This window comes from Pseudoalteromonas shioyasakiensis (genome assembly GCF_001550135.1).
In the GTDB taxonomy this organism is placed as follows: Bacteria; Pseudomonadota; Gammaproteobacteria; order Enterobacterales; family Alteromonadaceae; genus Pseudoalteromonas; species Pseudoalteromonas shioyasakiensis.
Genome location: NZ_LRUE01000024.1, coordinates 490,534 through 517,186 on the forward strand (window position 1 = coordinate 490,534; position 26,653 = coordinate 517,186).

The window sequence follows — 26,653 nt, forward strand, 5'->3', positions numbered from 1 at the left end:
CATTTTGAGGGATTAAACCTGTCGCTAACTGCGTTAAAAATTTCTGATTTACGACTGCATGGATGCAGAAGGTAGAGCAATGCAGGAGCAATTGCCGAGCACAACTAAATAACGAAATTTTTGCCTTGTTATCAACGAGGTTTTCTTACCTCAAAATAGACTATTTAATTAAGCAAATTGGTATAAAAGTGGGCGAGTAAAAATGATAAAAAAAATCGCAATTGTTGGTGGCGGAACAGCAGGTTGGTTAGCCGCTAACCATTTGGGTCATGCGCTTTTGCAAAGTGGTATTGAGATCACGTTAATCGAGTCTCCTAATATTGCCAGCATAGGTGTCGGTGAAGGTACTGTTCCTTCGATGCGCAACTCTTTGCAAAAGTTTGGTATCAGTGAAAGTGACTTTATCAATGAATGTGATGTTACTTTTAAGCAGTCAATCAAGTTTGTAAATTGGCTAGATAAACACAAACATGGTGCTAACTTTTACCATCATTTATTTGATCACCCACATATATTCGGTGAGGAGTTAACGCAGCAGTGGCTTGCTGAGGGTAACGGTAATGATTACGCCGAGTTTGTTTCTAAGCAACATGCGTGTTGTGAAAATAACCTAGCACCGAAAACAATTGCGACACCGCAATATGCAGGTATCAATGGCTATGCCTATCATTTTGATGCTAAAAAGTTTGCTGCATTCTTAGGAAGCCATGCCACGCAACATTTTGCTGTAAAACACCTGTTTGCAGAAATTAAAGATGTCAGCTGTGATGAGCAAGGTTTTATTACACACCTAATCGACTCAGAGGGTAACGCCTTAGAGTTTGACTTTATTATTGATTGCTCCGGTTTTTCGGCTGCCTTTATTGGGCAAAAACTAGGGGTGGGCTTTGTTGATAAGTCAGATAGTTTATTAACTGATACTGCAATCACATTGCAAGTACCGACACAAAACGATGATGAAATACCGCCTTACACTATTGCTACAGCACACCAAGCTGGTTGGATCTGGGATATTGCGCTCACAGAGCGAAGAGGAGTGGGGTTTGTTTATTCATCTAAGTATATGAGTGATGAGCAAGCACACGCTAAATTGCATCATTATTTAGGTAATAAATTTGAGCACTTAACGCCAAGAAAGATCCCGATGAAAGTAGGGCACAGAGAAAAAATGTGGCACAAAAACTGTGTCGCTATAGGGTTGTCGCAAGGATTTGTTGAGCCACTTGAAGCAACTGCCATCTTAATTGCAGACTTTTCTGCGGGGTTATTAGCAAAGCGTTTTCCGCGTACCCGAGATGACATTAACTTAGTTGCTGATGATTATAATCAGCAGGTGAATTATGTATGGCAACAAACGTTCGATTTTATAAAAATGCATTACTGTATTTCGGATAGAACTGATTCGGCTTTTTGGCGTGATAACAAAAAAACCGACCAGTTATCAGAAAAACTAAAAAATAACCTAGCACGCTGGCAGCGCTTTACACCAGTACGCGAAGACTTTGCCAGTAAGTTTGATTTATTCGACTTAGAAAACTACTTATATGTATTGTTTGGTATGCATTATGTACCCACCAAGCAGCAATCTAAGCAGAGCGACAACCAACAAGTTGCTGAATTTAAACAGCAGCGCGTCAATCAGCTATTAAGCGAGCTACCTAAACACAGAGAGCTGTTAAATAAAATAAAGAAATTTGGCTTACAGAAAAACTAACTTTATTAACTGAGCTGGCTAAAAAAGTATTAGCCAGCTTAGCTAATTCTAAAAAACGAAGAGATAGATAAACGGCTGTTGCTTATATCATTGCTGTACCCTTTGTGATTAAAAAGAGCTGCGCTATGCAATAGGTTGCTCTTATAAATTACGAGCCTATTTACCTTCGCTTCAATATCCACTACTTTTTCAAAAAGCCCTGTTGTTTCATTTAAATAGCCTTGATGAGTTGCGCTGTATTTTTCAGTATCAGCAATCATGTTATGCACGCTATTTCGGTTATCAGCTGTCACTTTAATAATATTCTCAGGCAGGTATTTGTATATGCCTGTGCCGCCCCATTCTTTAGGAGACAAATAATGCACTGCTGCAAATGTTTTATCATCCGTTGAATCAATATGTGGCATACGCTGCAAGGTATTTAATTCATTCGCATTTTGAGTAACTAATGAAAGCTTACAGCGATGAAGATATAAATTATTTTCACCGCTTGTAATGATCCCTTGCTCTAAAAGCTCGTTAAGTAGCTGCTCAAAAGCTCGGTAGTAAGGCGCAGGCATTTCATCTCGTTTGCCAGGGTATAGAGTGCCATCGCTGCCAAAAGGCTGGAAATAGGCTGTCTCTGTGGCAAATTGATAAACTGGCTCAAGGTTGTGTAAAAAGTCATCAATAATAATAACCGTCTCATTAATTTCACCAATAAACACTTGGCTTATTTTATAGTCTTTATTTAATTGATAGCCTTCCATCACTTGCCTTAATTTTGTCCATGATATTTTGAATATACTAACAAAAATAGTGGCTTATGCGTGATAATATTTACCTACTAATCGTTTGTTTTTTCATCGCTAGGGGTTAATTAGCAGGGTGGGTAAATTTGTTAATTTATAATGTACAAACTGCCACAAAATTTTCACTTCCTTTTTGTTGCCAAAACCTATAGGCTTTGGGCACTAACAGCAAAAACATATTATAAAATTAATGGAGCAGTATCATGGCGGAGCAACAAGTACAGCCTTTACATAACGAAAAACATGCCAACACTAAAATTCAAAATGGCATCAACATTGAGTTCATGAAAACTCAGCACTTAGTACCTGTGGTTGCACACGAATTTGCACGCATCGCAAATGAATTCCCAATGGCATTTGTTAAAAACAACGAATCAGGTCAATTCCAAGCAGTTGCTTTATTTGGTCTAGAGCCAGGCGAGAACCTTTTCATTCAAGACGACAAATGGACAGCTGCATTTGCACCTATGTCTATGACTCGTTACCCACTAGGTCTTGTTAAGCACCCAGAAGCTGACCAATTTGGTATCGTAATCGACGAAGCAAGCCCACTTGTAAGCGAAGAAACAGGTAATGCACTTTTCGAAAACGGTGAAGAAACTGAATACCTTAAGCGTCGTAAAGAAGCACTTGTTTCTTTCATCGAGTTCTCTCAGGTAACTGAAGCATTCACTAAGTACCTTGCAGATAAAGAACTACTAGTAGCTCAAACGCTAACTGTAGAAATCAAAGGTGAGAAAAAAGACATCAACGGTATCTACCTTGTTGACGAGAAAAAACTTAACTCACTAAGCGATGAAGAGTTCTTAGACCTTCGTAAGCGTGGCTACTTAGCACCTATCTACTCTTTCTTAACGTCTACTCATCAAGTAGCACGTTTAGCACGTTTAAAAGCAGCTAAAGCTTAATTTTAAACAGCTGAAAAAAGCGCCATTTGGCGCTTTTTTTGTTTCTTTCGTCGGTTAAAGCTTGAAATGCAGCGCCGAATTATTCACATTGGGCTTACAAACTAAAATAAATATAAGTGCCCCTATGTTAAAAACATTACTCACCTCAGCCATTGCGCTAAGCGCATTATCATTTAGTACTTTCAGCCACAGTAGTGATCAACCTTTCGCTATCGCCATTCATGGTGGTGCAGGAACGATTGAAAAGAGCCGCTTCACGCCAGAGCAAGAAAAAGCTTACCGTGCAAAACTAAAAGAGGCCGTTGAAACAGGCTATGCCGTGCTTGAAAAGGGTGGTGAGAGCCTAGATTCTATCACTGCGGCAATTAATGTGCTGGAGAACTCGCCGTATTTCAACGCTGGTCGCGGTGCTGTATATACTTATGACGGTGCACATGAGCTTGACGCATCGATTATGGATGGTCGTACACGCCAAGCTGGAGCTGTTGCTGGGGTTAAACACATTGAAAACCCAATTAACTTGGCGCGCTTAGTGATGGAAAAATCAGTGCATGTTATGCTCAGCGGCCAAGGTGCTGAAGAGTTTGCAAAAACTCAAGGTATGCCGCTGGTTGAAAACAACCTATTTGATACTGAGCACCGTTATAAAGCCTTATTAAAAGCAAAAGAAAAGCTCGATAAACAAAAAGTAACTAGCAAAGACTACCAAGCTGCACACAAAGCCCTGCCGGTTAATTACAAAATGGGCACTGTCGGTGCAGTTGCACTTGATAAAAACGGTAATATCGCCGCAGGTACCTCTACAGGTGGCATGACAGCAAAACGTTTTGGCCGTGTGGGCGATTCACCAGTGATTGGTGCAGGTACCTTTGCTGAAAACGAATCATGTGCAGTATCTGCGACAGGCCATGGCGAGTACTTTATTCGCTACAATGTGGCAGCTGATATTTGTGCTCGCGTAAAATACCAAGGTAAAACCATTGTGGAAGCGGGGAACGAAGTGATCCACGATGTATTAATGCCTATAGGTGGCACAGGCGGTGTGATCATTATTGATGCTAAAGGTAACATCAGCTTGCCGTTTAACACCGCAGGTATGTACCGTGCGAGTAAATCAAATACATCACCAACGTATGTGGGTATTTTTAAAGACGAGTAATTATCTGTAACGAATCTTCAGACAATAAAAAACCGAGTTCACAACTCGGTTTTTTATTGTCACCAAAGTTATTGGCGATTAATTTTTACCTTGAAGGGTGTTTCATCTTGATTCGTTGAGCGATAAGGGTTGATATCTAAACCACCACGGCGTGTATAACGGGCATACACTTCTAGCTCTTCGAGGTTTAACTGCTGCATTAAATCGCAGTAGATACGCTCTACACATTGCTCATGAAACTCATTGTGAGTTCGAAACGAAATTAAGTATTTTAATAAGGCTTCATGGCAAATTGCTTGGCCTTTATAACGTATAATTACACTCGCCCAATCAGGCTGTGAGGTGATCAAACAGTTCGATTTTAGTAAGTGACTGTGTAGGGTTTCTGAGACAATCTCATCACCATTATGGCGAAGTGAGCTTGCATCAATATCATAGCTGGTGATTTCGATATCAAGATCATCAATACATTCGCCCGGTAACGCTGAAAATGGCAAACAATTGAAATCATCTGCTTGGTATAAAGTAACGACCACCGGTGCATTTACCGCAGCGGATAAGTCTTTACTCAGTGCTTGGTGAACGTCATCTAGCGTCTCAAAGCGTGTTTGATTAAAGCTATTTAGGTACAGTTTGAATGACTTTGACTCAATGATATGGCTGCTCTGACAAGGAAATACAAATGTTGCGACAGCGACCATTGGCTTACCCTTGCTATTTAGCCACGATAATTCATAGCCAGTCCAAATATCTTGGCCTTTAAACGGTAAGTTATCTTCGCTAACACCTAATGCATCACGGTTTAATTTACGGGCAATAGGAAACAGTAAACTTGGTGTGTAGGTATCTATATACTCTGTGCTTTTACCAAGAACACTGTTTTTCAGTTCGGGTGAGTTGCTGTAATCTGTCATCTTTACACTTTTGTAGTTACAATGGCGGCATTATACCTAAAGCCAATGAGTTTCGCAGTATGTCTGTTTCTACAAAACTAGATAAGTTACATCAAGCATTTAGTGAAAAATGCCTCGAACGCACAGGAAAGCTTCCTGTTATTGAACATGATACAGCGTGGCCAAGTCCATGTGAGCAGGGCGAAGTCGATGAGCAGGGGCTTATTCAGTGGTGTGCAGTTCCACAACAACCTGCTAGCAGTTTAGAAGACTTAGCCAAGGCGCTAGAGCTATCGTTTCCTGAAGATTTAAGCCCATTGTTTGGTCATGTCTATGCGGGTAATTTGTTATTGAGTGTTGATGATCATCACATTGAACTGCTACAAGCATGGAATGAAGATGATTTTAGCCGCTTACAGCAAAATATTACCGGTCACGTGTTAATGAAGCGCAAGCTAAAGCAGCCAGAAACCGTATTTATTGGTCTTACAGAGCAAGATGATCTGCTGATCACTGTATTAGTCGAAAGCGGTGAGGTTTGCTTAGAGTATGTGGGTAAAAAACCACATCATGTGCTAGCGAATAGCATCAGTGAGTTTTTAGACAAAGTAACGGTGTAAATTCAATAAGTAAAAGGGGCGGTTGCCCCTTTCGTGTATCTGGTTATTACCTTTATTAGGTTATTGAAAGTCCCACGAGATATTCGAAACAATGCCACAGGGCTCGCAACGAAAATCAAATAAGCCAAACCATGGCTCTGGTAATTTCCACTCGCCATCGCAGCTTGGGCAGCGACGTTTAAGCTCTGACTCTTTGTCAACGCCGCCTACACGGTATAAATAGTAATAAACCGACTTCTTGGTTAGAAAACTAATACGTTTCGTGATATCGCGACCACGGCGGTATAAGTCACTCTTGATGCTAGTTAGCTCTTCAAGCGCAGGAAATTCACAACGGGTTGCACCATTGATCTGAATTTGATCGCACGCTTGCCAGTCTTCTTGCCATTTAATGAGTGTTTTGTAATCGCCATTGGCAATTGCTGGAATGCGAAATAACGGCACAGGCAAAAAATCGTCACCACAATAAAGCGGGCTACAGGTGTGCACGTACGTGGTATACAAGATATAGCACGACGGATCATGACACATGTCTGCGCCATTTGAGTGAATGTCTTGGCCGACCACTTTAACTTTTGGTGCCAGTAAGCCTGCAGTGTTTAATTGCTCAATACTATGTTTTACAAACGGGCTATGGTTGAGCGGATGCATCGCATCTTCGGTTGGGCACATTACACGAGTAATGAAAAATCCATCTTTTAAAACCGTTGGAAATTCATCACCAATTATTTGGCCGTTAAAACGAAGCGCATTCACTAGGCGGTTTATCGCCTGCTCAGCAAGCTCTAAGGTAGTATCTTGGTAGCAATCAAAAGTCAGATCGACAACAAACATTATTTTTTCTCAAGCAGTGCTAATAACCTATCTAATTTAGCTTCAATACGATCCAATTGACTTTCTTTTGGTGTACTCAGTTGTTCATTTGACGGGTTATTGATGAAATTATTAATTGAATCCGGATTGTTTTTATATTGGCTAACCGCAGCGATGATCACAGGCATCGGCATTGGTTGGGCTAGCTTACTTTTAGTTAAGGCAACTGTCGGGGTTTTACCTTCATCAAGAAGGGTTTTAATTGCATCAAATACAACGGCATTCATTTTTGTATAAACTCTTTTATAAAGACTAAAAAGCACCGCAGTATATGGGCTGCAGTGCGCGCGTATGGTAGCAATAATAGATGTGGAGTGAAATTACTTTCCTAATTTACGAGCTAAAAGAATGTTATTTAAGCTCGTAAATTAGGTCGCAGGCGTTACTGGCGTAACCTTGCGTCTAATTCATCAATCACCTCGCTCCAAGCACCATCTTCTGCAAGTGATTCTGCTAAAAAGTGTTGCTGAGCTTCATCCCAAAAAGGCGCTTCCTGCAATAGGGTTGTATCAGACAGTTGATGGGATGCTATAAAAGCATCTATTTCACTTTCTTTGCTCGGTAAACCAAGTTGTGCAAATAGGGTCGAAATATCATGTTTTGTCGTATCCATAGTTCTGCTCCTTGTGTATGGCGATAATTATTACTGCTTGAACTTAATGATGATGAACTGCAGTTTAACTTACGCTGAATTTGTCTTTAATCGCTGTTGGGTATATACCTTATAGTCTAGTACGAAAATAATAAAACAAATAAAAGGATGAGTATTTTGACAGTTGCTGAACCCGAAACCTTAAGTGTGCAATACCTGAGTGCTGAAGACATCAGCACTGCCGCAAGCCTTATTTATCAAGCCTATCATGATGATCCCGTTCTTCAGAATGTATTAGGTTTTCAACAAGATAACCCAAGTAAATATGAAACTAAATTACGTGCTTTAGTACGTGAAGAGCTAGCAAGTTTCTGGCAAGAAAAGCAGCCTCTAATAGGCCTTTACTCACAAAGTAGATTAAAAGCTATTGCCTGTGTATTTGATTCGGCAAGTGAACTGCAAGCTGAGCGATACTGGCATTGGCGATTAAAGCTGATGCTTAGTGCGGGTTACTTGCAAACCAATCAGCTTATAGAAAAGGAGCGCACTATTCGTGAAGCGCTCTCGAGTAAAGGTCATTATTTGTTTTTAGCTTTTATAGCCGTTGACCCACATTTTCAGGGGCAAGGTTTAGGCCGATATCTGCTGCGAGGGCTTGATGACTTAGTTGAGTCAAGCAATCAAGCAAGTGGTTTAGCCGTATTTGTTACTCGCTCTGAACAACGCGAATTCTTTAGCTCTGAAGGGTTTGAAGTGTTCAAAGCATTAAGCTTTAACCAAGTTGAAGGTGACTTGATGTTCAAAGCAGCAAATTGACAAAAGGACGTTTTGGAAATAGCAATGTGAGATAAATCTCACATTGCTGTGCGTTTTATCAGTTTAATGCCTTTAAATTTGTACCCATAATTGCTTATTGTAATGATTTTAAAGGATTTATTGTTTTTGTCATTTTTGTGACTTAGAAAAAATTACTTTTTATGCCTACCAAGATATCCGCATTTCTCTAAACTTAATCATGTCAAGAAGACGCAGGTTCAATGATTGAACTGATGCCAAGGATTAGGATTATGGCAACAAAGCAAGATGCTTAGCAGGAAGCAAAGGGACAAGAGCTAGGGAAGCAAGGAAGAACGAGGACACTGCCAGGATGCAGTACAATCGCGGAGCGATTGAAAAGGACTGACCAAAGGATGATTTTAGCAGGAAGCTAAAGGAGCGTTTGGAAAACGAAGTGGATAGCCATTGACGGCAAGAGGACGGCACTAGGATGTGTTAAATGTTACATGAAGTAGCATGGTGGGTGTATCGGATGTATACCCGTTCAGGGGAAAGATAAAAAGGCAGCTTCGGCATAAGTAAGGATACTTAATCATGGAAGTAGCAAGATTGGGGCGTGGCTATTAGCTACGCCTTAGTTCTTTCTGGAGGTCGCACTTCTCAAACAGGCAATTATTCTTGTAAAACTCGCAACTCGCAACTCGCAACTCGCAACTCGCAACTCGCAACTCGCAACTCGCAACTCGCAACTCGCAACTCGCAACTCGCAACTCGCAACTTAAATCTTATGCGGCGGTATTACTACGCTTTTAAGTAATTCGTTTTCCATGATCAAAACGCCTTGATACACGTTTTGTCCATCACTTGAAAACTCAAAAATAAATTCGCTTTTTATACCTGGTTTACCGCTTTTTAAAATGCCAAGTCGGCGTTTATTGCAAGCAACACTCATCAATTGCACATTTAATTGCTCAATTTGTCTTTGTGCATGAAGATTAGCTGCTTCGGCCACTTTTCTGTTTAACCAAAAAAAGTAGATGATGCTGCCAATGATGATGAGTGTCCACAAGCCTGCCATTTACGAAAATAACCTTCCAATTGCTCGAGCGAGTGTTTCGCTACGATTTTCTTTTCTTAATAAACCTAGTAGGTGAGGGCGAATACTAGGAATTGCAACTAAATCGGTGAAAATACTCACAAACAGTTGTTCAATTTTAGTGTGGTGTGCACAGCAATCCATAAACACGTGTAAGCGTTCTGGGTCTTCAAGTGTGCTAAAACAGCGTCCCGCAATCGTTAATAGTACATCTGATTGGGTGTTCATATCAGAGCGTAATACAGCATCAACAAGTTGCGCAGTTAAACCTTGCGCAGTTGTTTTTGATAAGCTTCTAAGAGCTGCAACAAGGGCGATGTCGTCTTTATGCTCTATGGCGTTTAAACCATAGGCTAACAATTGCTCTGCAAATACGGGTTCAATTGCAACATGTTCAAGCATTGCACTTAGCGGCTGTAATACTTCGACTGGTAACTGCCCCCAAGCGGCTTGTAGATTTGCTAAATTGTTGTCGTTATCTAAACGCATAGCAAAATCAGCAATACCTTGTACTGCAACACTTTGCCAATTATCAAAACCGAGTTTGCCTGAAAAATACAGCTGCGCATATTCGTAATACTGTGAAGCACTTTGTTTAAGCAAACATTTAACCTGTGCATTAAATGCCGCTAACTTGTTGGCGTTTGGCGTAAATACATACGGGTTGTTGTCTAATTTGCCTTCGGCATTTTCACCGGTAATTTCTGTACCAAGTGCTTCAATTACCATATTTGCGAAATGATCGCGGCTTGCGCTTACAAGACGGCTTTGCTCATCTAGGGGGAATTTTAAAAACCATACATAAGGTTCTTTAGACGCTTTTACATCCCAAAATTGAATAGCAAGCCAAGCATGACCAGCAAGCGGGTAAGGGTAAGGGATTTTTGTTTCTTCAATGGCAAGAAATTGTTTTTTGTCTAATTTCGTGATGTGTCTGCCAATATCGAAGGCACGCCAAGTGGTGCCTGCTGCATCCAGAAGTTGACCTAATGTGGCGATCTGCTCAGTCATAAAATCTCAATTACCGTTTTTAATCTATATCAGCCGCGAATTATACGCCATACCATGGCGCCTTGGAACAGGGTATACTAAGCACAAAGGTATTAAGAGTTTTACAATGCATCAACAGACTTTGGCGCTGCTGCGCGAATTAGAATCCACATTACAACGCCATTCACTTTGGCAAACAGCACCGATTGACCCAAGTGCACTCAATTCTAGTGTGCCGTTTTGTCATGACACCATGGCTTTTGAGCAATGGCTGCAATTTGTTTTTCTTGAAAAAATGCATGCCTTAATCACACACGCTCAGCCTTTACCCCGTAATTTTGCAATTGCGCCTATGGCTGAAATGATGCTGGCACAACACAGCGGCGGTAATGATGTGATTAACGTTTTACAAAAACTCGATCAACTTTTGAGTGATGACTAAGATGCAAGAGAGTGTTAAGCCACAATTTGATGAGTTAACGATTCTGTACCGCGATGATAATTACATTGCGATTGATAAACCATCCGGTTTATTGGTTCACCGTTCGTTTTTAGACAAACACGAAACCCAATTTGCAATGCAAATGCTGCGTGACCAAATTGGTCAACACGTGTTTCCTGTACATCGGTTAGATAGACCAACCTCAGGCGTATTACTGTTTGCGTTAAGTTCAGAAGCAGCCCGTGATATGAACCAGTTATTTATTGATGGGCAAATTGAAAAGCGTTATTTAGCTTTAGTAAGAGGCTTTTTAAACGAATCAATCTTCTTAGATAAACCTTTAAAAGAAGAGCTTGATAAAATTGCTGATAAGTTTGCTGATCAAAATAAAGCACCGCAAGAAGCACAAACGCAATTTCATTGCCTGCACCAAGCAAGCTTGCCTATTCCAATTGGTAAATACCCAACAGTTCGTTATTCGCTGGTGGAATGTTTTCCAAAAACTGGCCGCAAACATCAAATTCGTCGTCATTTAAAACATTTATCATTGCCAATTATTGGTGATGTAAATCATGGTGATAATCAGCATAATCAATTTTTTAGAGAGCATTTTCAGCTTCGTCGTTTAATGTTATTTGCCTCTGAATTAAAGTTTGTGCACCCTTATAGCAAGCAACCAATAACAATTAGAGCGCCATTAGGCGATGCAATGTTAACGATTTGCCAGCAACTTGGCTGGCCAACAGAAGAAAAGGATTATTATGGCAACCATTAGTATTTTTGTCGGCAGTGTTTACGGCGGTGCTGAGCGTTTAAGCGAACAAGTTATTGAAGTTATTGAAAAGTCTGAGCATCAAGCGCAATTAGTTGAAAATGGCACGGTCGATGACATGCTGGCTGCGTCACATATTTTAGTGATCACTTCAACGACGGGTCAGGGCGATATTCCTGACAATTTAATCGCTTTATATAGCCAATTAAATGATCAATTTCCTATGTTAACAGGCAAGCAATACGGCATTATTGCTATGGGCGACCGCAGCTATGGCGATACGTTTTGTGGTGCAGGTCGCAGTTTTGATGAGCTGTTTCGCGATTTACAGGCAAAACCTGTTGGTCATCGTTTAGAAATTGATGCCTGTGAAGATTTTGAGCCTTGGCCTGTTACTGAGCCATGGTTAAATGAGTGGCTGACAAAAATTAGTTAATACCTCTTATCAGCTAGTGTCTCTTAAAAGTGCTGATTGAATAAGCAATTGGCACTTCCCCCTTGGTTTTTCGAGTACAGAATCTGTGACCTTGGTGATATACTAATGAATCATTTTATGAGGCTGTTATGATTTCAAAAAACCAACTGAAACTAATTCGTGCATTAGGTCAAAAGAAATACCGTAAGCAATATAACCAGTACCTTGTTCAAGGCGAAAAAAATATACTTGAATTACTAAACAGTGGGTTAAGTATTGCTCATATATTTGCGACTCCTGCATTTATTTCTGCGCACCAATCAGCGCTTGCAGCCCATCAAGTCATTGAAGCAGACGAAGACAGCCTAACTAAAGCCAGCACGCTCGTGAGTAACAACGCCGCCATTGCTGTTGTTGATATGCCAAGTCAGCAAGCATTACCAACATCAGGACTTATTTTAGCCCTTGATGGTGTGTCGGATCCGGGTAATTTAGGTACCATTATTCGTGTTGCAGATTGGTATGGTATTAAGCATATTGTTACCAGCACAGACAGTGCGGATGCTTATAACCCGAAAACCATCAGCGCAACCATGGGCTCATTTGCTCGCGTGTGTGTCTCACAAACTGATTTAACCAGTTACTTACCTAGCTTAAATCTTCCTGTGTATGGTGCATTTTTAGAAGGTGAGAACATTCACAAAACTGCTCTTAAACAAGATGCCGTATTACTAATGGGCAGTGAATCTCATGGTATACGAACTGATTGCGAAAGCTTAGTTACTGATAAAATAACCATTCCGGCATTTGGCCAAGCAGAATCGCTTAATGTAGCGATGGCAACGGGTATTATTTTAGATAATTTTAAGCGCCACGCTTAACCTTTTACCCTAAAATGGGTTAAATTGAAGAATAACAATAAAAATCGGTAAAACAATTAGATGCGCTTAAGCACCATAAAATTAGCGGGTTTCAAATCGTTTGTTGAACCCACTAAGATCCCATTTCCTGATCAGATGACATGTGTTGTCGGCCCGAACGGCTGTGGCAAATCAAATGTCATCGATGCAGTGCGTTGGGTGCTAGGTGAAAGCTCAGCTAAAAACTTACGTGGCGATGCCATGACCGATGTTATTTTTAACGGCTCAACTAATCGAAAGCCAATTTCACAAGCCTCTGTTGAGTTGGTGTTTGATAACACCAGTGGTCATTTACCGAATACCTTTGCTGATCGAAACCAAGTGGCGATAAAGCGCTTAGTGACTCGAGATGGCCAGTCAATTTATTTTCTAAATGGCAGTAAATGCCGTAAGCGTGATATTACCGATATCTTTTTAGGCACAGGTCTTGGCCCGCGCAGCTATGCGATTATTGAGCAGGGCATGATCTCGCGTTTAATTGAGAGCAAACCGGCTGACTTGCGTGTTTTTTTAGAAGAAGCCGCGGGAGTTTCAAAATACAAAGAGCGTCGTCGTGAAACGCAAACCCGCATTAAAAGTACCCGCGAAAACCTTGAACGATTGCTTGATGTAAGGCAGGAGTTGCAAACACAGCTTGATAAGCTTGCAGTGCAATCAGTCGATGCAAAAAAATACCGAGAGCTAAAAGCCACAGAGCGTACCTTAAAAGGGCAAATTGCGGTTTTAAAGTGGCAGAAGTTACACCAACAACAAATTGATAAAGCTGAGCAAATTAATAAACTTAAAGAGCAAATTCAGTTCTTTAGAGAAGCGCACTCTGGCCACGATGACGTTTTAGCAAGCCTTGAAAATCAGGTGCAGCTTGAGCAGCAAAAACTGCAAGACGCACAGCAGGCTCAGCATCAAACTCATACTGATTTAACCCGCAAAGAGCAGCAACAGATCAGCTTAAAGCAGCAACAGCAAACACTTAGCCAAAACCTTATCAAACAGCAACAACTGCAGTTACAAAATAAAGAGCTGCAAGAAGAGCAACACGCCTCAGCCGCCATTTTACAAGAGCAGCTACAAGAAGCGATTGAGCAAAGTTTACTGTGCGCCGAGCAGGTTGCAGAGGTTGAAGAACAAGTCGCACAGCAACAGCAACAAACGCAAAGCGCCAATGAGCAATATCAAAGCACCTTACAGAAAAGCCAAGCTCATAGCAGTGATATTAATGTTGCAAAGAGTCAACAGGCTCACTTTGCCCAGACTGTTGCGCAACTTGAGTCTCAGCAGGCACAACTTGCCTCTGAAATTAATGAACTTGAAGCGACTCCAGTTGCAGCGCAAATTGCTGAGCAACAACAGCAAATTCAATCACTGACGAAAGAGCTTGCGCAGCAACAAAGTGCGCTAAATAAGCTCACTCAAAATCTAGAACAAGCGGATAAAGAGCAACAGCACTTAGAGCAGGACTTAAAGCGGGTTCAGCAGCACAGTAATGAAAACAGAGCCAGCATAGCTGCGCTTAATTCTTTGCTATCAGAGCAAACCGACAGCGAAAGTGTCTCTCTATTGGCGCAGTTAAAGGTGGCTTCTGGCTTTGAGCCGCTAATTGAACAAGCCCTACTTGGCCTTGAGCATCTAAAGGTCAGTCAACATAAAGAGCCTAACAGTGTTTGGCCTGCATCTGATGATGAGTTACCAAAAGAGTCATTAGCTAATTATATCGAATCGGGTGCTTACCCTGATTTATTAGCACGGTTTGCATTTCAACCTTGTTTTGATGACGCTATTTTGGCGGATCCATATTGGCTGGCTGTGATTGATGAAGAGGGCTGTATGCATGGTCGTAACTTTCATACCGATGCCAATAAAGACGCCGACAATTCTTTGCTTTTAAAGCATGCTCAGCTAAGTGATGCACAGCAGTTAGATGAAGAACTCAACGAGCAATTAGAAACTAAGCAGCAATTGCTAAATGAGCATCTAGCTCACAAGAAAACACTTATCGCCGACAAAGAGCAATACAGAGAACGAATTCACCAAGCAGCTCAGCAGATTGCATCGGCCAGCACTCGACGCGATATGTTATTAGAGCAGCAAACCCAGTGGCAAAACCAGCTTATTAAGTTGCAACAGCGTCAAACCTTACTGGCTGAACAAAAGCAAAGTGCTGACGAACAGCAACAAACGCAGCAGACTTTACTTGAGCAATTATTAGAGCAGCAGTTAGAACTTGAAACTGAGTTAGAGCAAGCAAAACACCTACAAGTTGAGGCAAATAACAACTATCGCCAAGTGGCTTCTATGCTTGAGCAATATAAAACGCAAGCACATCAAGCTAATTTGGCTGAACAAAAAGCTCGCAGTGAGTGTCAACTTAGCGAAACTAAACTACAGCATGCTAATGCCGCACAAAGTGCTGCCAGTGAAGCTGTATTAGAGCTCAACGAGCAACTAGAAGAGCTAGTGATCCCGCTTGAAGAAGTAGCAGATCAAATTATGCTATTGCTTGAAAAGCATCAACAAAGTGACGTTGAGCTGAAAAACTTGCAAGCGGCCTTGAGTCAAGCTAAAAAGGAGCTTGCTGATAAGCAAACAGCGTTGAAATCATCGCAATCTGAGTTGGTGACGTTACAAGAGCAGTTGCAAGCATTAGCGCTGGATGAGCAAAGTTTAATCGTTAAGGCGCAAGCTGCGTTAGAGCCACTTGAAGAACTGGAACAAAATTTAAAAACAGTACTTGAAGAACTGCCTGACAATGCCAATTTAAATAGCATGCAAACGAGGCTTACAAAAACCACGCAAGCTTTAAATGAACTTGGCGCGGTGAACTTAGCGGCAATAGATGAGTTTGAGCAGGCTAAACAGCGCAGCGATTATTTAAATCAGCAGCTTGATGATTTAACACAAGCATTAAATACCCTTGAAGGGGCGATTCAAAAAATCGACCGAGAAACAAAAAATCGTTTCAAGGCGACCTTTGAACAAGTAAATACAGACTTTGGGGAGTTATTCCCAAAAGTGTTTGGTGGCGGTAGTGCTTACCTTGAATTGACCAGTGATGATCTACTTGAAAGTGGGGTGAGCATCATGGCAAGGCCACCAGGCAAGAAAAATTCGACAATTCACCTGCTTAGTGGTGGAGAAAAAGCGCTGACCGCATTATCATTGGTGTTTTCAATATTCAGGCTCAATCCAGCTCCATTCTGTATGCTAGATGAAGTGGATGCGCCATTGGATGATGCGAATGTGGGTCGTTTTTGCCGTTTGGTAGAAGAGATGTCACAATCAGTACAATTTATTTATATCAGTCACAACAAGATTGCTATGGAAATGGCAGGCAGATTGACCGGTGTAACTATGGCCGAACCAGGTGTATCACGAATGGTCGCTGTAGATATAGAACAAGCTGTGCAAATGGCACATGCATAAAATTTAGGCATATCAAATAATAAAGGTGAGGGGATGGCCGAAGAATTAAGATGGGCTTTAATCGTAATCAGTGTATTTGTCATTGGTGGTTTATTAATTCACGGCTTATGGTCGGTGCGTAAAAAGGACAGCCCAGATACGCCTTCAGTTGAACGGGTTGAACCGAACGAAACAACCAGCGAGGTTCAAGAGCCTGCAACTGCAAAACCGCAAGAACGTGATGAGCCAGAGTTTGGTGATTTAAGCTTTTCAGCAGAAAGTCACGACGAACCAGCTGTTTCAGAACAGGTTGTTGAAGAGCCTGAAGCTAAGCAACAAGAAGTTGAAGAAGAGCCAGCAGATGCACAAGCTCCAACCGATTTCATTATTGTGCATTTACAAATGCCAGAGGGCTTAACAATGGATGGCAGCCAATTATTGCCAGCCGTTAATATGTTAGGCTTTAAGTATTCTGAAGAAGGTTTCTTTAACCGTCACTTAGACCCAGCAGGCACAGGCCCGGTGTTATTCCGTTTAGTGAATATGTACAACCCAGGCACGTTCGATATTGATAATATGGAACAGTTTAGTACGGCAGGTGTTAGCTTATTTATGACCTTACCATGTGATGGCGACGGTCTAAGTGCATTCAACATGTTGCACAGTGCAGCTAAAAAGCTAGCCGACGAATTTGGTGCAACGATTTTAGATAGCAACCGTGAAGAAATGACGGTTGAAAGCGTTCGTGAGTATGTTGAGAAAGTACGCAGCTTTTCAGCTTAGTCGCACACACAGAGTATAAGTATTAGGCCACTTGGCGTTAAGTCGTCGAAGTGGCTTTTTTATGTAGATTTTTGAGGTTTTCATGTCCAGCCCTATCTTTGAGCAAATTAGCCAACTTCGTGCCCAGTTAGAAGAGCATAACCATAATTATTATGTGCTGGATGCACCTAGCATTCCTGATGCTGAATATGACCGTTTAATGCGCGAATTAAGCGCCCTTGAGCAAGCTAATCCTGAGTTTCAAAGCCCTGACTCACCAAGCCAAAAAGTCGGTGGCGCTGCACTTGATAAGTTTGAGCAAGTCACTCACCAAGTGCCAATGCTGTCACTTGATAATGCCTTTTCAGAAGAGGAGTTTGCCGCCTTTAACCGCCGTATCAAAGAGCGAGTAATGGATAACAAGGAGCTGACTTTTTGTTGTGAACCAAAGCTTGATGGTTTAGCGGTATCAATTATTTATCGTGATGGTGTTTTAGTTCAAGCAGCCACCCGTGGCGATGGTATGGTAGGTGAAAACATCACCCAAAACGTGAAAACAATTCGTAATGTGCCGCTTAAGTTACGTGGCGATGACTTCCCGGCAGAGCTTGAAGTGCGCGGTGAAGTATTTATGGATAGTGCCGGTTTTGCCAAACTAAACAGTGAAGCCGAAAAGCGTGGCGACAAAGTTTTCGTTAACCCGCGTAATGCTGCTGCCGGTAGCTTACGTCAGCTTGACTCTAAAGTAACAGCAAAACGTCCACTGATGTTTTATGCCTACAGCACTGGGCTTGTTGCCGATGGGCAGTTACCAGAAGATCATTACCAACAGCTTGCTAAACTTACCGATTGGGGTTTACCACTTTGCCCAGAAACAAAGCTCGTTGAAGGTCAGCAAGCTGCACTTGATTATTATCAAGATATCTTGACGCGTCGAAGTAGCCTTGCCTACGAAATTGACGGTGTGGTTATTAAAGTAAACGACAAAAAACTACAAGAGCGTTTAGGCTTTGTGGCACGTGCACCGCGCTGGGCAATTGCTTTTAAATTCCCAGCACAAGAAGAAATCACCCAATTACTTGATGTTGAGTTTCAGGTAGGGCGCACAGGTGCAATCACCCCTGTAGCACGATTAGAGCCAGTATTTGTAGGTGGCGTAACGGTATCTAACGCAACGCTTCATAATGGCGATGAAATTGCCCGTTTAGGCGTTAAAATTGGCGATACCGTGATTATTCGCCGTGCAGGTGATGTTATTCCGCAAATTACCCAAGTTGTCCTTGAACGTCGCCCTGACGATGCTAAAGACATTGAATTTCCTGCTACTTGCCCAATTTGTGACTCACATGTGGAGCGCATTGAAGGTGAAGCGGTTGCCCGTTGTACTGGTGGTTTAGTGTGCCAAGCGCAGCGTAAGCAAGCAATTAAACATTTTGCGTCACGTAAAGCCCTTGATGTTGATGGCTTGGGCGACAAAATTGTTGATCAACTTGTTGATCGTGAGCTTATCAAAACGCCTGCTGATTTATTTATCCTTAAACAAGGGCATTTTGAGTCCCTAGAGCGAATGGGCCCTAAATCTGCTAAGAATTTAGTTAATGCACTACAAGATGCGAAACAAACAACCTTAGCTAAATTCCTATATTCGTTAGGTATTCGTGAAGTGGGTGAAGCAACCGCGCAAAACTTAGCAAACCATTTTTTAACTCTAGAAAAAATCACTCAAGCAAGCGTTGATGCGTTAACTGAAGTAAGTGACGTAGGTGAGATCGTTGCTAAGCATGTACGTGGCTTCTTTAGCGAAGAGCACAATATGGCAGTTGTAAATGCGTTAGTTGAGCAAGGTATTCACTGGCCAGAATTAACAGCGCCGAGCGCCGATGCGCAGCCATTAGCTGGCTTAACTTACGTACTGACCGGCACATTGAGTGAGCTTAATCGTAATGATGCAAAAGCACGTTTACAAGCGTTAGGTGCAAAAGTGTCGGGTAGTGTATCGGCGAAAACAGATGCACTGATTGCGGGTGAAAAAGCAGGCTCAAAATTAACCAAAGCACAAGACTTAGGCATTGATGTGTTAACTGAGGCTGACCTCATTGCACTTTTAAGTGAGCACAATGGATAGTCTATTGCAGGCATTGTCGTCAGTTGCTCTAACAATTGGCAGCTGGCTGCAACCACACCTTTACAATATTTCATTATTGCTGGTGGTGTGTTTTATATCCTTGTATGCAAACGATATTATTAAAGTGACCAAGCGCTTTGTCGCGCGTCGTCACTTTATTATTCGCGTGCTTTGCTTTGTGTTGGTCACAGGGTTTGGCATGGGCTTACTTGTGGTGTTTGTAACTCCATTTTTAAGTAAGTTGCTACTGCTACTCGGTGTTAAATGGCTGGCGCTTACACTTACAGCTGCGTTTTTTGTACTTGGCATCATTGCCGATAAGAAGAACCAAATATGAATCGCTACGGTCCAGAATACTGGGATAAACACGGCGCTTATCGAACCCCAGTGGCGTTTCATTTAACTTTGTTAGTGTTGTTACGCAGTTACTTTATATGGATTATGGCGGCGCTCAGCCGTCGCCCTGATTTAGATATCATGTCGCTGTTTTTTAAGTCGAAAAGCGATTTCTTTACAGCCATTGCCATTGCGGCAATCGCCTTATTACCGGCGGTGATCTTTTGTTTACGCCGACCTCAAGAAAATGCTGAAAGTGCGAAACGTTTGGCGTCTATATGGCGTTTTATGCGCTGGCCATTAATTTTGTGTGCAATCACAGATTTAAGTTGGTTAACCTATCAGGCTGCGCACAGTCACTATCAGTTTTCGTTTTTCTTAGCGTGCCAAATGGTACTTGTGTTATGGGTACTGTTATATTTATTAAAAAGCAGATATCTGTCGGTCTTCTTTAATGATTGGCCAGATCCAATTGAAAAGAAATAGGGCTGCAATATGTTGGCAATTAATAAGCTTTTAGCAAAAATTTCACTCACTATCGCGCTGGTATTAATTGTTTTATGGGTATTTACGCCACTTTGGCAAAGTGCTGCATTTTCGTTGTTTGTGATGTTATGGGGCTTTATAACGCTATCAAGCCTCTATCGAGTCACGCCGTTATTTGTAGCGCGTAATCCCATTACTGATTTACTAAAGCGTGATGTAAATCAGCTAGCGCTGATAAGTTTGGCTGGTATATTCGATTTTAAACGCAAAGCTGAGTTTGTATTAATTGGCCAAATTAAGCAGATTGAAATCGGCGAAGGGATAATCCATGTAACTGATGTCAATGACCAGCTGATAACAGCCGTATTAAGTGTTAACAGCAGCCAAATAAATAGTCATTTAGCACAGCTACTTTCTGAGCGTGAACGTGCACAAATAGATATCAAGTTACAAACACAGTAATTACTAGACGCACGTTGCTTGCCCTTCGTAGTGCTTGTGATGTACTGTGCAACTGTTGTATTCAACCCTGAGGGAGCATTATGTTAACTTGGCAAGATATTTTAGAGTTTGCCCATAACGGTAACCCAACACCTCCACGTCGAGTCGAAAAATCGCCATCTGAATGGCAAGCTGAGCTCGAACAAGATGTATTCTATGTAACCCGTTTAAAAGGCACCGAACGTCCGCACAGCTCTGATTCATGTACGATATTTGAACCAGGTCAATATGCGTGTGTATGTTGTGACAACTTACTTTTTGATGGTGATGAAAAGTTCGATAGTGGCACAGGCTGGCCGTCATTTACTCAGCCTAGCAGTGTTGAAAGCATTGCCTATATCGCGGACTCTAGCCATGGTATGCAGCGCATTGAAGCCGTATGTAATGTTTGCGATGCACATTTAGGACATGTATTTCCTGATGGTCCACCGCCAAGTGGCTTACGCTATTGCATGAATGCTATAGCGATGAAAAAACGCGACTAAGGCGTGTTTAATCTCTATCTAATTATTACCTAATCTAAGTATTGAGCAATGATGAAAATAAGGTGCTCACGGTGAATTGGCTTACTGATTATGTAGTCTGTCAAAATACTGGATTGTGCCTTATCATCTTTTAATACCGATGCTGTAACCGCAATGATTGGAATATGCTTGAAGCGATCATCACTGCGAATTAACTGACTTGCTTCTAATCCGCCCATTACCGGCATTTTTAAATCCATGATGATTAAATCAGGCTGATGCTGCTCAATTTTTTTAAGGGCATCTTCACCATTGATAGCCGTGTCTACGGTAAAGCTCCAGCGCGATAAAAAGGACTCTAAATAGTCACGGTTGTAGGGAATATCATCAACAATCAAAATTCGAGCAGGATTAAAGTGGTAGCTCGAAATAGCGGGGTAGTTACGATGTTTCACTTCATTTTTAGACTCAGCTAATTCAACATTTGGTAAAGACACGATAAACTCACTGCCTTTATCTTTATCGCTGATCACCGATAACTCACCACCCATTAGCTTGATAAAACGCAGTGAAATCGCAAGACCTAATCCCGTTCCACCAAACTCCGAACTACGTTGGCCTTGTACTTGTTCAAAATCATTAAAAATAAGATCTTGTTGATCTTTAGGAATACCCTTACCTGTGTCTGTGACATGAATTTTGATATCAATATTGCTGTTGTCATCGTGGGCTTTAAAATCGAAATACACTTTAACACTGCCTTGTGCAGTGAACTTAATGGCATTACTGATTAAGTTGGTTAGTACTTGGCGAACTTTATTGCTATCAAGTAACACAGGGGTTGTTAACTCTGGGTGAGAGCTTATTTGTAAGTCGAGATCTTTTTGCGCACTGAGTTGTAAAAACATCATATTAAGCTCATGGCACATTTTAGGGATTTCTACACGCTCAATATCGAGTTGCATTTTACCAGCATCGATTTTTGATAAATCGAGAATGTCATTCAAAACATTAAGCAGTGAATTACCAGAGATTGATATTGCTTCTAAGTAACGACGCTTATTTTTATCTGTTTCGCTATCTTGTAGTAATTGGCTAAAACCTAGCACTGCATTGAGCGGAGTTCTTAACTCATGCGACATATTAGCTAAAAAGCGACTTTTAGCCTGATTTGATTGTTCAGCTTGCTCTTTAGCGTCAAGGTACTCTTGAGTGCGCTTTGCAACGGTGTCTTCAAGTAAACTATGTTGTTCATGCATGCTGTTTATCTGCTGTCTAACCGCAGCGCGCATCATTTTAAAGCCACTGGCGAGAGTACCTATTTCATCTTGGCTCTTTATATTAATAGGGCAGTTTAAATCACCCGTGGTCACGGCATGAGAAAACTCCACGAGCTGATCAATGGGCTGCAAAATAATTCGGCGAATAATGATATAGGCGATGATAAGTGCGGTTAACAGGTAAATAGCAAACAGCGAAACCGCATTGCTAATAATCGATTTGGTCTTTAACGCTAAGTCTTTATCTGAAAAACTCACCATAACGTAACCGATATTTTCGCCCTGAAAGTTGCTAATTGGCACAGCAACAACATATTGCTGCTCCATGGCTACAATGACATTATGCTTAGGATTGAGCTGTTTTAGCAGCTCTTGGTTAGTTTCTAGGGTATCTACTTTACTGTTATCCGGGTGGGCGGCGATAAAATTATTTTGGTCGATAAAGTAAATCGTTTTTAAATCATCAAAAGTATTATTTTTTAATATGTTCTTTAGGGTAAGACCCTGAATTTTAAGCACCCAACTCCCCACGGTATTATCTTTTGTGAGGCTATTTATTTCTGACAACATGGGCGAGACAATCGCATCAGCTTTTTCACTCATGTTCAAAAGTGTTTGCTCTTTAAGCTCCATTACATGCAACGACGTACTTGCCCCTAAAATAAGGGTAATGGTAAAGCCAATGATCATTAAAATTTTGTGGGCAATACTAATTCTCATTGCTCAATATTGCTCCGTACTTTTAATGCTTGCATATTAGCGTTGATTTTTGCGTCTGTGCTTTTGATTGATTGTTTTATATCTGCACCATAGAAAATTTGGCTAAAGGTTTGCGAAATAATTTCGCCAATAACTGGAAACTCGACCATGCCAGCCTGAAGGCGATCAGGCGTTGCATGCTCAAACACCCATAACATGGCTTTATTAAAGCCAGGTTTGTTTACTAGAGTAAACAGCTTTTCGTGCCACACTTTTTGTCTAGGCGGTGAACCTCCTGTACTAAGTAGTGCGGCGGTCTGCTCACTGGTTGCCCATTGAATAAATAACCATGCAGCATCTTTGTTAGTTGATTTGCTATTAATTGCAAATGCCCATGCCCAAGGAGATGTTTCTCTGGCGATTGGACCTGCAGGCAAGGGGGCTGCTTCCCATTTATTCCAAATATCTGACTCTTCGGCGGTATCTATTTCATTATAAAAATGAGAAGCCAAAAAGGCCGAAGCAAGGCGGCCTTCTTTAAACAGGCGACGAATTTCATAAAAATGCAGTAAGCGGCTGTTATCTGGATTGCCGAACCCTGTTACTAGGTCGCGATACACTTGTAGGCTTTGTGCCGTTTCAGGGCTATTAAAAACAGACTGGCCCTGCGCGTCGATAACTTCAGCGCCATAAGCACGCATAACAGGTAACACAGTCCAAGTGTTTAATCCTGCCCCCGGCAGCGTACGTGAGGCAAATGCATGCATACCATTTAAAGAAGGAGTACGGTCGATTTCTCGTTGTAACTTAACCTTGGTTGCTTGTAGTTGCTCGTAGGTATCGGGAACTGCTAAGTTAAAACGTTCGAAAAGATCTTTGCGATAAAAATAAATTGGCGCAGAAAAATCAAATGGTAACGAATATAGCGTGTTATCAATTTTACAAAGCGCTAGGCTACGCTCACTAATGTCTTCTAACTGATACCAAGTTTTGTCTGTCAGTTTTGGGTTATCAATGTAAGGCTGCAAGGGCTCAATCCAGCCTTGGCTTTGCGCTTCACCTAAAAAGGTAATCCCCATCGGCAGTACATCGTAAAGCCCAGAAGCCTCGCTTAAATCTTGATGGCGACGAACACGCATTTGTGATTGTTCTAAAGCATGAAAGCCAACAGAAATTCCTGTTAGCTGCTCAAATAAAGGAATGTAGGGTTTTAACGCCATAAATGCAGGCTGCTCATCAGCCAAAATATTGATATGGCTGCCTGCTTTACTTTGCCAATTGATACTGGCTTGTTGCCAATGTTGTAATGTTGCTGAGGCAAAGCTGTATTGGCAAAATATTAAAAGCGCAACGCTTAGGAGGGGCTTTTTAAATTTAAACAAAGAAGATGCCATACGCAATTACTCAGCAAGCTTAATTTTTAACTTTGCAGCCAGGGCTTTAATTTTTTCAAAGCGGATTGCTTGTTCATCTTCTAATGTTTGCGCATCGAGCAAGGCAAAACATTTTTTCGCCAGCGCTAAATTAAATGATTGGCCTTGGTTATTTGTATCGAATAAACATTGCAGTAGGTTTAAAGCGATGCTGGCATTTTTAGGCATGATCCTAAATGCTTGGGTGAAGGCTTCTAGCGCCGTATTGAGCTGACCTTTATTAAATTGTGTTACAGCGTGATTATTGAGCTCTTTCGGACCGAGCTTGATATCTCGTCGTTCAGTTTGTTGTTGTTGAATATAACGTAAATACACCGGATCGCTAACTGATGGGTGGCGTTCACAGTGAGTTATTATTTGGTTAAATAGCATCTGTGCTTTGTGGTGAAAACCAAGCTCATGAAACGCTTTCGCCTTATCGAGCGCACCATCTACTGAACGAATTTGAGTGTCACTTTCATCAAGTTGATTGATAAGTGCTTTAGCCTTTTGATGTTCATCCTTTAAATAATGCAAACGCGCATTGAGAACATCAATTTGTGTTTGATTATTACTATTCGGAAACTGCTTTTTTAAATCACTTAAGTACTGGTTTGTCTGTCTTGAAATACGATTAACTTGATCGGTTTGATCCGTCGTTAAAGCAAAATCAATCCCTGCGCGCGCCGCATTTAAATATATATCAGGGTTATCGTGAATTGAGTGTTTTGCGTAACTGGCAATGTCTTTTTGCGTTAAATAATTCTTTTCATAATCGTGATTAAGCAGTGATACATGACTTAAGGTTTTCTGGCGGTCAATGTTACGCGGGGCAATTTCAACAGCTTTACTAAAAAAATCCTGTGCCTCATCAAATTTATTGAGTTTTATTTCTAATCGACCCAGTAAATCAAGCGCAACTAGTCTAGTTTCACTGCGCTGCAACATCGTCTTAAGCATGCGGTGTGCTAGGGTATGTTCATTATTAGCAATAAGCGCTTCGACTAAACCAACTTTTGCCCAAGTAAATTTTTGAATATCGAGCACTGATTTAAAAAAGGTTTTGGCATCTTCAAAGCGCTTAAGGCGAAGTAGGGCGTCGCCTTTTAATCTCAATAGAATGGCGCTGTAACTATTACCTTTGTTTTGCAGCAAGGTATCAATTTGTTTAATTGCTTTGGAGTCATTCCCATCATCAATAAGTTGATAAATTTGATGTAGGTTACTTTTGCGCAATAACACTTTTTCAATACGATTTTTTAATTCGTTAATTGTAAAGGGTTTAACTAAGAAATCATCTGGTTGTAGCTCGAGTACACTGTGAACTAACGAGCCACTTGTTTCAGCTGAAATAAAAATAAAGCCGGTAGAGTTTTTTATAAGACGTTTAGTTTTCAGCTCTTCATAAAGCTGATAACCATCTTGATGTTTACTAAGGTTAAATGAACAAACGATGAGATCGAACTGCTCAATTTGACATTGTTCTTTTGCTGCAATTGCATGCTCAGCAAAACGCAACTGACGAAACCCCAATCCCTCTAAGGACTGTTTCATATAGCTTTGAGCAAGTGGCTGCTCTTCAACTATTAAAATTTTGGCTTTCGAAAAAATCTTTGCAGGCATTGGACTTGCGACTAAGTGACATTAACGATGACTATAATAAACAGTCTAGCTGCTGACAAGGCAAATTACAGCTTTTGCAATGATTTAAAGTTTAGCTTTGGGTTATATCAATAAAGGGAGTAGTGAGTGATAGATATTAGAAGTTAGATATTAGAAGTTAGATATTAGAAGTTAGATATTAGAAGTTAGATATTAGAAGTTAGATATTAGAAGTTAGATATTAGAAGTTAGAGAGTAGAAGTTAGAGAGTAGAAGTTAGAGAGTAGAAGTTAGAGAGTAGAAGTTAGATAGTAGAAGTTAGATAGTAGAAGTTAGATAGTAGAAGTTAGATAGTAGAAGTTAGATAGTAGAAGTTAGATAGTAGAAGTTAGATAGTAGAAGTTAGATAGTAGAAGTTAGATAGTAGAAGTTAGAGAGTAGAAGTTAGAGAGTACAAGCGGTTGTTATATGTGGTGGGTCGTACTGGACTTGAACCATCGAGCCTGTGTTTTGTAAAGAGTGGCGATGCTTTTGAAAACTAGAGATAAAATAAGGAGGTTTTATATGTGGTGGGTCGTACTGGACTTGAACCAGTGACCCTCGCCTTGTAAGGGCGATGCTCTCC

27 protein-coding genes are annotated in these 26,653 nt (G+C 41.2%); 16 read left to right on the forward strand and 11 right to left on the reverse strand.

The window, feature by feature from the left end; all coding sequences use genetic code 11:
- The first annotated feature begins 202 nt into the window (after nucleotides 1-202).
- A complete protein-coding gene (locus PASHI_RS21185; protein WP_062566949.1) occupies nucleotides 203-1,714 on the forward strand; it encodes a tryptophan halogenase family protein in 1,512 nt (503 codons plus the stop codon).
- A 38-nt stretch (nucleotides 1,715-1,752) separates the two neighbouring features.
- Here the strand turns inward: PASHI_RS21185 and PASHI_RS21190 are convergent, their stop codons facing one another.
- Entirely contained in the window at nucleotides 1,753-2,463 is a 711-nt protein-coding gene (locus PASHI_RS21190; RefSeq protein ID WP_062566950.1) for a DUF6445 family protein, read from the reverse strand.
- Between the two features lie 245 nt (nucleotides 2,464-2,708).
- On the opposite strand from PASHI_RS21190, the gene PASHI_RS21195 reads away from it, so the two are divergent.
- Both PASHI_RS21195 and PASHI_RS21200 read left to right on the forward strand, forming a co-directional pair.
- Nucleotides 2,709-3,413 (forward strand): SapC family protein, encoded by a 705-nt coding sequence (locus PASHI_RS21195; protein WP_062566951.1) that lies wholly within the window; start codon nucleotides 2,709-2,711, stop codon nucleotides 3,411-3,413.
- Nucleotides 3,414-3,537: 124 nt separating this feature from the next.
- Nucleotides 3,538-4,572, forward strand: a complete 1,035-nt coding sequence (locus PASHI_RS21200) for an isoaspartyl peptidase/L-asparaginase family protein (protein ID WP_062566952.1) — start codon at nucleotides 3,538-3,540, stop codon at nucleotides 4,570-4,572.
- A 68-nt stretch (nucleotides 4,573-4,640) separates the two neighbouring features.
- On the opposite strand, the gene queF is transcribed toward PASHI_RS21200, so the two are convergent.
- Nucleotides 4,641-5,486, reverse strand: coding sequence for an NADPH-dependent 7-cyano-7-deazaguanine reductase QueF (gene queF, locus PASHI_RS21205; RefSeq protein WP_062566953.1), 846 nt, complete (start codon nucleotides 5,484-5,486; stop codon nucleotides 4,641-4,643).
- 59 nt (nucleotides 5,487-5,545) lie between these two features.
- On the opposite strand from queF, the gene syd reads away from it, so the two are divergent.
- A complete protein-coding gene (gene syd / locus PASHI_RS21210) occupies nucleotides 5,546-6,085 on the forward strand; it encodes a SecY-interacting protein (RefSeq protein WP_062566954.1) in 540 nt (179 codons plus the stop codon).
- 60 nt (nucleotides 6,086-6,145) lie between these two features.
- Here the strand turns inward: syd and PASHI_RS21215 are convergent, their stop codons facing one another.
- The 3 genes from PASHI_RS21215 to PASHI_RS21225 form a co-directional block, all read right to left on the reverse strand.
- Entirely contained in the window at nucleotides 6,146-6,919 is a 774-nt protein-coding gene (locus tag PASHI_RS21215) for a Zn-ribbon-containing protein (RefSeq protein WP_062566955.1), read from the reverse strand.
- Nucleotides 6,919-7,185: a hypothetical protein gene (locus PASHI_RS21220; RefSeq protein ID WP_055021916.1), complete on the reverse strand. Its 267-nt coding sequence runs from the start codon at nucleotides 7,183-7,185 to the stop codon at nucleotides 6,919-6,921. The genes PASHI_RS21215 and PASHI_RS21220 overlap by 1 nt, the downstream gene beginning before the upstream one ends.
- Before the next feature lie 155 nt (nucleotides 7,186-7,340).
- On the reverse strand, nucleotides 7,341-7,571 hold the full coding sequence (locus PASHI_RS21225) for a DUF2789 domain-containing protein (protein WP_036969581.1): 231 nt from the start codon (nucleotides 7,569-7,571) through the stop codon (nucleotides 7,341-7,343).
- Nucleotides 7,572-7,718: 147 nt separating this feature from the next.
- Between PASHI_RS21225 and PASHI_RS21230 the strand changes: the two genes are divergently transcribed.
- Complete coding sequence (locus PASHI_RS21230) at nucleotides 7,719-8,366, forward strand: GNAT family N-acetyltransferase (RefSeq protein ID WP_054563618.1); 648 nt, start codon at nucleotides 7,719-7,721, stop codon at nucleotides 8,364-8,366.
- 739 nt (nucleotides 8,367-9,105) lie between these two features.
- Here the strand turns inward: PASHI_RS21230 and PASHI_RS21235 are convergent.
- Complete coding sequence (locus tag PASHI_RS21235; protein ID WP_054553721.1) at nucleotides 9,106-9,405, reverse strand: DUF3301 domain-containing protein; 300 nt, start codon at nucleotides 9,403-9,405, stop codon at nucleotides 9,106-9,108.
- Complete coding sequence (locus PASHI_RS21240) at nucleotides 9,406-10,434, reverse strand: DUF3549 family protein (RefSeq protein WP_062566956.1); 1,029 nt, start codon at nucleotides 10,432-10,434, stop codon at nucleotides 9,406-9,408. It abuts the gene before it with no gap.
- A gap of 106 nt (nucleotides 10,435-10,540) precedes the next feature.
- On the opposite strand from PASHI_RS21240, the gene PASHI_RS21245 reads away from it, so the two are divergent.
- The 11 genes from PASHI_RS21245 to msrB all read left to right on the forward strand — a co-directional run bounded on the left by PASHI_RS21245 (nucleotide 10,541) and on the right by msrB (nucleotide 21,056).
- Complete coding sequence (locus PASHI_RS21245; RefSeq protein WP_062566957.1) at nucleotides 10,541-10,855, forward strand: YqcC family protein; 315 nt, start codon at nucleotides 10,541-10,543, stop codon at nucleotides 10,853-10,855.
- A gap of 1 nt (nucleotide 10,856) precedes the next feature.
- Nucleotides 10,857-11,630 carry a tRNA pseudouridine(65) synthase TruC gene (truC, locus tag PASHI_RS21250; protein WP_062566958.1) on the forward strand — a complete coding sequence of 258 codons (774 nt, stop codon included), beginning with the start codon at nucleotides 10,857-10,859 and terminating at the stop codon, nucleotides 11,628-11,630.
- Nucleotides 11,617-12,063 (forward strand): flavodoxin, encoded by a 447-nt coding sequence (locus PASHI_RS21255; RefSeq protein WP_054563623.1) that lies wholly within the window; start codon nucleotides 11,617-11,619, stop codon nucleotides 12,061-12,063. Before truC ends, PASHI_RS21255 begins: the two co-directional genes overlap by 14 nt.
- 128 nt (nucleotides 12,064-12,191) lie before the next feature.
- The gene (locus PASHI_RS21260; RefSeq protein WP_062566959.1) at nucleotides 12,192-12,923 is read left to right on the forward strand and encodes a TrmH family RNA methyltransferase; all 732 of its coding nucleotides are present in this window, start codon (nucleotides 12,192-12,194) and stop codon (nucleotides 12,921-12,923) included.
- Between the two features lie 60 nt (nucleotides 12,924-12,983).
- Nucleotides 12,984-16,382: a chromosome segregation SMC family protein gene (locus PASHI_RS21265; protein ID WP_062566960.1), complete on the forward strand. Its 3,399-nt coding sequence runs from the start codon at nucleotides 12,984-12,986 to the stop codon at nucleotides 16,380-16,382.
- Between the two features lie 33 nt (nucleotides 16,383-16,415).
- Nucleotides 16,416-17,144, forward strand: a complete 729-nt coding sequence (gene zipA / locus PASHI_RS21270; RefSeq protein ID WP_062566961.1) for a cell division protein ZipA — start codon at nucleotides 16,416-16,418, stop codon at nucleotides 17,142-17,144.
- 82 nt (nucleotides 17,145-17,226) lie between these two features.
- Entirely contained in the window at nucleotides 17,227-19,248 is a 2,022-nt protein-coding gene (gene ligA, locus PASHI_RS21275; RefSeq protein WP_062566962.1) for an NAD-dependent DNA ligase LigA, read from the forward strand.
- Nucleotides 19,241-19,585 (forward strand): DUF3392 family protein, encoded by a 345-nt coding sequence (locus tag PASHI_RS21280; protein WP_058586219.1) that lies wholly within the window; start codon nucleotides 19,241-19,243, stop codon nucleotides 19,583-19,585. The genes ligA and PASHI_RS21280 overlap by 8 nt, the downstream gene beginning before the upstream one ends.
- Nucleotides 19,582-20,070 (forward strand): DUF2919 domain-containing protein, encoded by a 489-nt coding sequence (locus PASHI_RS21285; RefSeq protein WP_054553711.1) that lies wholly within the window; start codon nucleotides 19,582-19,584, stop codon nucleotides 20,068-20,070. Before PASHI_RS21280 ends, PASHI_RS21285 begins: the two co-directional genes overlap by 4 nt.
- A 9-nt stretch (nucleotides 20,071-20,079) precedes the next feature.
- The gene (locus PASHI_RS21290) at nucleotides 20,080-20,532 is read left to right on the forward strand and encodes a hypothetical protein (RefSeq protein ID WP_062566963.1); all 453 of its coding nucleotides are present in this window, start codon (nucleotides 20,080-20,082) and stop codon (nucleotides 20,530-20,532) included.
- 80 nt (nucleotides 20,533-20,612) lie between these two features.
- The gene (gene msrB / locus PASHI_RS21295; RefSeq protein ID WP_062566964.1) at nucleotides 20,613-21,056 is read left to right on the forward strand and encodes a peptide-methionine (R)-S-oxide reductase MsrB; all 444 of its coding nucleotides are present in this window, start codon (nucleotides 20,613-20,615) and stop codon (nucleotides 21,054-21,056) included.
- A gap of 29 nt (nucleotides 21,057-21,085) precedes the next feature.
- On the opposite strand, the gene PASHI_RS21300 is transcribed toward msrB, so the two are convergent.
- From PASHI_RS21300 to PASHI_RS22175, 4 genes are all read right to left on the reverse strand, one after another.
- Nucleotides 21,086-23,035: an ATP-binding protein gene (locus tag PASHI_RS21300; RefSeq protein WP_062566965.1), complete on the reverse strand. Its 1,950-nt coding sequence runs from the start codon at nucleotides 23,033-23,035 to the stop codon at nucleotides 21,086-21,088.
- Nucleotides 23,032-24,408 (reverse strand): extracellular solute-binding protein, encoded by a 1,377-nt coding sequence (locus PASHI_RS21305; RefSeq protein ID WP_130166749.1) that lies wholly within the window; start codon nucleotides 24,406-24,408, stop codon nucleotides 23,032-23,034. The genes PASHI_RS21300 and PASHI_RS21305 overlap by 4 nt, the downstream gene beginning before the upstream one ends.
- A 6-nt stretch (nucleotides 24,409-24,414) precedes the next feature.
- Nucleotides 24,415-26,049, reverse strand: a complete 1,635-nt coding sequence (locus PASHI_RS21310) for a response regulator (RefSeq protein ID WP_062566967.1) — start codon at nucleotides 26,047-26,049, stop codon at nucleotides 24,415-24,417.
- Between the two features lie 423 nt (nucleotides 26,050-26,472).
- A partial coding sequence (locus PASHI_RS22175) for a hypothetical protein (RefSeq protein ID WP_208855502.1) occupies nucleotides 26,473-26,653 on the reverse strand: 181 nt, incomplete at its 5' end.

Coding starts and splice junctions, on each gene's coding strand:
- PASHI_RS21185 (WP_062566949.1), top strand. CDS start 203: ATGATAAAAAAAATCGCAATTGTTGGTGGCGGAACAGCAGGTTGGTTA.
- PASHI_RS21190 (WP_062566950.1), bottom strand. CDS start 2,463: ATGGAAGGCTATCAATTAAATAAAGACTATAAAATAAGCCAAGTGTTT.
- PASHI_RS21195 (WP_062566951.1), top strand. CDS start 2,709: ATGGCGGAGCAACAAGTACAGCCTTTACATAACGAAAAACATGCCAAC.
- PASHI_RS21200 (WP_062566952.1), top strand. CDS start 3,538: ATGTTAAAAACATTACTCACCTCAGCCATTGCGCTAAGCGCATTATCA.
- queF (WP_062566953.1), bottom strand. CDS start 5,486: ATGACAGATTACAGCAACTCACCCGAACTGAAAAACAGTGTTCTTGGT.
- syd (WP_062566954.1), top strand. CDS start 5,546: ATGTCTGTTTCTACAAAACTAGATAAGTTACATCAAGCATTTAGTGAA.
- PASHI_RS21215 (WP_062566955.1), bottom strand. CDS start 6,919: ATGTTTGTTGTCGATCTGACTTTTGATTGCTACCAAGATACTACCTTA.
- PASHI_RS21220 (WP_055021916.1), bottom strand. CDS start 7,185: ATGAATGCCGTTGTATTTGATGCAATTAAAACCCTTCTTGATGAAGGT.
- PASHI_RS21225 (WP_036969581.1), bottom strand. CDS start 7,571: ATGGATACGACAAAACATGATATTTCGACCCTATTTGCACAACTTGGT.
- PASHI_RS21230 (WP_054563618.1), top strand. CDS start 7,719: ATGAGTATTTTGACAGTTGCTGAACCCGAAACCTTAAGTGTGCAATAC.
- PASHI_RS21235 (WP_054553721.1), bottom strand. CDS start 9,405: ATGGCAGGCTTGTGGACACTCATCATCATTGGCAGCATCATCTACTTT.
- PASHI_RS21240 (WP_062566956.1), bottom strand. CDS start 10,434: ATGACTGAGCAGATCGCCACATTAGGTCAACTTCTGGATGCAGCAGGC.
- PASHI_RS21245 (WP_062566957.1), top strand. CDS start 10,541: ATGCATCAACAGACTTTGGCGCTGCTGCGCGAATTAGAATCCACATTA.
- truC (WP_062566958.1), top strand. CDS start 10,857: ATGCAAGAGAGTGTTAAGCCACAATTTGATGAGTTAACGATTCTGTAC.
- PASHI_RS21255 (WP_054563623.1), top strand. CDS start 11,617: ATGGCAACCATTAGTATTTTTGTCGGCAGTGTTTACGGCGGTGCTGAG.
- PASHI_RS21260 (WP_062566959.1), top strand. CDS start 12,192: ATGATTTCAAAAAACCAACTGAAACTAATTCGTGCATTAGGTCAAAAG.
- PASHI_RS21265 (WP_062566960.1), top strand. CDS start 12,984: ATGCGCTTAAGCACCATAAAATTAGCGGGTTTCAAATCGTTTGTTGAA.
- zipA (WP_062566961.1), top strand. CDS start 16,416: ATGGCCGAAGAATTAAGATGGGCTTTAATCGTAATCAGTGTATTTGTC.
- ligA (WP_062566962.1), top strand. CDS start 17,227: ATGTCCAGCCCTATCTTTGAGCAAATTAGCCAACTTCGTGCCCAGTTA.
- PASHI_RS21280 (WP_058586219.1), top strand. CDS start 19,241: ATGGATAGTCTATTGCAGGCATTGTCGTCAGTTGCTCTAACAATTGGC.
- PASHI_RS21285 (WP_054553711.1), top strand. CDS start 19,582: ATGAATCGCTACGGTCCAGAATACTGGGATAAACACGGCGCTTATCGA.
- PASHI_RS21290 (WP_062566963.1), top strand. CDS start 20,080: ATGTTGGCAATTAATAAGCTTTTAGCAAAAATTTCACTCACTATCGCG.
- msrB (WP_062566964.1), top strand. CDS start 20,613: ATGTTAACTTGGCAAGATATTTTAGAGTTTGCCCATAACGGTAACCCA.
- PASHI_RS21300 (WP_062566965.1), bottom strand. CDS start 23,035: ATGAGAATTAGTATTGCCCACAAAATTTTAATGATCATTGGCTTTACC.
- PASHI_RS21305 (WP_130166749.1), bottom strand. CDS start 24,408: ATGGCATCTTCTTTGTTTAAATTTAAAAAGCCCCTCCTAAGCGTTGCG.
- PASHI_RS21310 (WP_062566967.1), bottom strand. CDS start 26,049: ATGCCTGCAAAGATTTTTTCGAAAGCCAAAATTTTAATAGTTGAAGAG.